The sequence below is a fragment of the Methyloceanibacter marginalis genome (genome assembly GCF_001723295.1).
In the GTDB taxonomy this organism is placed as follows: Bacteria; Pseudomonadota; Alphaproteobacteria; order Rhizobiales; family Methyloligellaceae; genus Methyloceanibacter; species Methyloceanibacter marginalis.
The window spans coordinates 1-3553 of the sequence record NZ_LPWD01000212.1 but is presented as its reverse complement, the minus strand read 5'-3'; the positions used below and the strand labels follow the sequence as shown (position 1 = coordinate 3553).

The window sequence follows — 3553 nt, the reverse complement described above, 5'->3', positions numbered from 1 at the left end:
ACGCGCAAGACCCGGTCGACCGCGATCTCGACGGCTACTTTTTCTATGGCTTCCGCTACGCCGCGGGCTGCGCGCTCCAGCGCGCCGCCATGTTGCAGACCGCCTGCGGTCTCATCGTCGTCTCCGATGATACCGAACCAGACAGCGTCGCCGGCGCGAACCGCGTCTTCGCCGACTGGCGCAAAGCCGGCCGCCCCTTCGACCTCATCCCCTATCCGCACCCCCGGCCCAAGCGGCAAAAGCGCGACCGCGGCGAGACCGCCTTCCGCCCCGTGGTGTTTCTGTGGGACGGCGCGCCCGAGGCGAAGTCCGCCGCCCTCGACAGGCTGTTCAAGCGGATCGGCAAGGGCCTGGAGAGGATCGAGCGCACCCATCGCGACGGACGGCGCGGCTGCTGCCTCGTGGTTGAGACGACCGCGCAGGCGCTTGAGACGGCGCACACCGCCGTCGACGCGGCACGGGACGCGAAGCATCCCTTGCGCGTGATCTGCGATTTCGGCCTTGTGCTCGGCCGGGGTCCGGGCCCCGACAAGAAGCTGATCGCGCGCCTCCAGGCGGCCGACGATCTGCCAGGCCTTCCCCTGGACAGCGTGCTGGCGACGGAGGCCTACGCCGCGCAAGCCAAGTTCGACCAGGGCGACGCGGTCAGGCTCGTGCCGGTGGGCCGCGCCGAGGCCGCCCCGTCCACCGATGACGGCGAACGCCCCGCGCTCCGCAGCCGGCCGTCGCTGCCGATCTTCACCGTCGAGCCCGTCAAGACCGGAGCCCGCCACCGATGACCATCACCATCATTCACACCCACGGTCCGCTGAAGGGCCAGAAGGAACTCTTCGATGACGGCGTGCACGCCATACTGTTCGGCCGCGACCGCGAGGCCTCGCAGGTGCTCTATCCGCCCGAATACGACGTGGTGGGCCGCCGCCATTTCGAGCTGCGGCGCACGCGCGCCGGCGATTACACCGTGGAGCTGTTCGGCACTCGGTATGTGGAGATGAACGGCAAGCCCGTGGATAACGGCACGCCGGTAACCTCGGGCAGCACCTTCCGGCTCGGGCGCAAGGACGGCCCCGGCTTCGAGGTTGAGATCGGCGCGCCGTCCGTGCAGGGCCTCCCCGTCACCGCCGACCAGCGCAAGATGACCACCTCGAGTGCGCGCCTTGGCCGCAATGTCGGCATCGGCGGCGGCTTGCTCGCACTCGTGTTCGCCGGCGTGGTCGGCTACCTCTGGACGATCCAGACAAATCTCACCGAGGAGATCGCGCTTGCCCGCGCCGAGGCGGCCGAGCGCGCCGAGAAGGAATTCCGCCAGGCCGATCTCGAGACGCTCCAGGATGCCGTCTATCTCGTGGCGCGCAATGACGGCGGCGGCGTCGAGGCGGAAGGCACGGCCTGGGCGTTTGCGCCCGGCAAGCTCGCCACGAACGCCCATGTCACCGAGGCGATCAAAGGCCACGAGGGCGAGTTCTTTCTCGTCGGCCCGGACGGCGACAAGATCGAGATCGAGAACGTGATCTCCCATCCCGGCTATCCCGCCTTCAAGAGCTACAAGTCCACGCAAGGCACCACCCGCTGGGGCGAGTTCACGCCACTCGATCTCATCAACGAATACGACGTCGGCATCATCGAGATCGAGCCGAGCGTGAACCTTCCCACCACGCTCAGCTTTGCTTCGCCGGAGGAACTGGAGGCGCTCACACCGGGCACGCCGGTCGGCTCGGTCGGCTTCCCGGTCGAAGGCCTGGCCGGCAGCGATACCGCGCCCAAGGCGCCCGCCCAGCTGCGCTTCGGCTATATCAGCGCGCTGACTGACGTGTTCATGGTGCGCGCCGAGCCCGAGCACCGCTTGCTCATCCAGCATTCGGTGCCGGTCACCGGCGGCGTAAGCGGGAGCCCGCTCATCGGCCCGAGCGGCAAGGTCATCGGCATCGTCAACGGCGGTAACACCACCGTGTTCAAGGACAAGACCGAGGCGATGAACGCCAAAGTGCGCGTGCCGAGCGCCGCGCTGATCAATTTCGCCCAGCGCGTGGACTTGCTTTCGGAGCTCGAAAAAGGCGAGGCGGACGAAGCGCTCGCCGAGGACAAGACATACTGGGAAGCGCAAGGTGCCCAGTTCGACGATTATTTCGACGTCGCCGTGCAGGACTTCGTGAAGCTCGCCAAGTCGCGCTACGAAGTCGACGAACCGAAGGAGACGCTGATCGCCGGCGGCATCGACGCGAAGCTTGCCGGCGGCGGCGACAGGCTGAAGCTCGTGTCGAACACGTACACCTATGAGGTAAAGCCGGGGAAGATTTACGGCTTCATCGCCGATTCGAAGAGCGGCGTCCCCATCGGCATCAATCTGAAGGATCGATCCACGTCGAAGTTCCTGCGCGACGCAAAGGATCCCCGCCAGACGAGCGAGCTGGAGTTGGCGCCGACCGCCTGGATCACGACCGACAAGCCGACCACAGTCGAGGTCATCGTCTGGAGCCTCGTCGACCAACCCGCGGACTATGAGCTTTACGCCTATGAATGGCCCGAACTACGCCCTCTGCTGACGCTGGCTCCTGAGCGCCTCGGCGACGTAGCTGAGATCGCCGGTCCGGCGCGACGCTCCGGCGCCAGCATGTCGCGCACGATGTCGCCGATCGCTCGCGGCATGCCCTCGCCTTGCGCCTGCCTGTGCCAGAACCGGCCGAGGCCAGCGCGTTGCGGACCCGGCACCGCGCCACCCCAAATCTCGGCGATCATCTGGCCGAGCGCGTAGACATCGGCCCGCGCATCCACGGCCTCGCCGGCCACCTGCTCGGGCGCCACGTAGGGCGCCGTGCCGAAATGCTTCAACGCATCCGCACGCCCCGCCACGAGCGCGATGCCGAGATCGATCAGCACCGGCCACTCGCGGCCCTGCTCGCCGCGCGTCACGATGACGTTCTCCGGCTTGAGGTCGCGATGCACGATGCCCCGCCCATGAAGCACGGTGAGTGCGTCGGCGACACCGGCGAGAAGCTCGAGCAGCCGCTCCGGTTCGGCGTCGGAGGTGTAGAGCTCCCGCAGCGTCGGCCCCTCGACGAAGCGCTGCACGATGAACAGCGAACCGCCCGGCGCCATGCGCAAATCGAGCACGCGGGCGAAGCGCGGATCCTCGAGCTTCGTCGCCGCGGCATACTCCGTCTTGATGGTGCTCATCGCGGCCTGGCGATCTGTCTCCGGCAGGCCCCGGAGATCGACCCGCTTGAGCGCCACGTCCCGGCCGTCGGCCATGTCGATGCGCGCGAGACCTCGCCGACGCCGCCTTTTCCCAAAAGCCCCAAGCGGATAAAGCGCCGCTCCAGGGCCGTGCCGCCGCCGATCACATCGATGGTTTCGGCCAGCTCCTCCAAATGCTCGGCGCCGGCGCTCTTCAGCATGTCGGCCCGGATCTCGTCCGCCACTTCCACGAGATTATATTCAAGCGCATTGCGCAGGCCCTGCGCCAATGCCTCGCGCGCTGCTCCGCCTGGCCGAGCTTGAACAACGCATTGGCCAAGGCGCGGCGCGCCACGGCTTCCCGCACCACGAGCCGTTG

Annotated in this window: 3 protein-coding genes and 1 pseudogene; 2 read left to right on the top strand and 2 right to left on the bottom strand. The window is 67.6% G+C overall.

All coding sequences use genetic code 11. The features are described from left to right. The coding region (locus AUC71_RS19390; RefSeq protein ID WP_158007767.1) for a hypothetical protein at positions 1 to 779 on the top strand (779 nt) is incomplete at its 5' end. Then, positions 776 to 1930, top strand: a pseudogene (locus tag AUC71_RS21090) (trypsin-like peptidase domain-containing protein); the annotation flags it as partial. The gene AUC71_RS19390 and the pseudogene AUC71_RS21090, both read left to right, overlap by 4 nt. 581 nt (positions 1931 to 2511) lie before the next feature. Here the strand turns inward: AUC71_RS21090 and AUC71_RS21085 are convergent. Beyond that, the gene (locus AUC71_RS21085) at positions 2512 to 3249 is read right to left on the bottom strand and encodes a protein kinase domain-containing protein (protein WP_083238211.1); all 738 of its coding nucleotides are present in this window, start codon (positions 3247 to 3249) and stop codon (positions 2512 to 2514) included. Then, on the bottom strand, positions 3171 to 3553 hold a 383-nt coding region (locus AUC71_RS17655; protein ID WP_204376681.1), incomplete at its 5' end, for a hypothetical protein. The genes AUC71_RS21085 and AUC71_RS17655, both read right to left, overlap by 79 nt.

Excerpts from the sequence above, each read along its gene's own strand:
- AUC71_RS21085 (WP_083238211.1), bottom strand. The coding sequence starts at position 3,249 with ATGGCCGACGGCCGGGACGTGGCGCTCAAGCGGGTCGATCTCCGGGGC.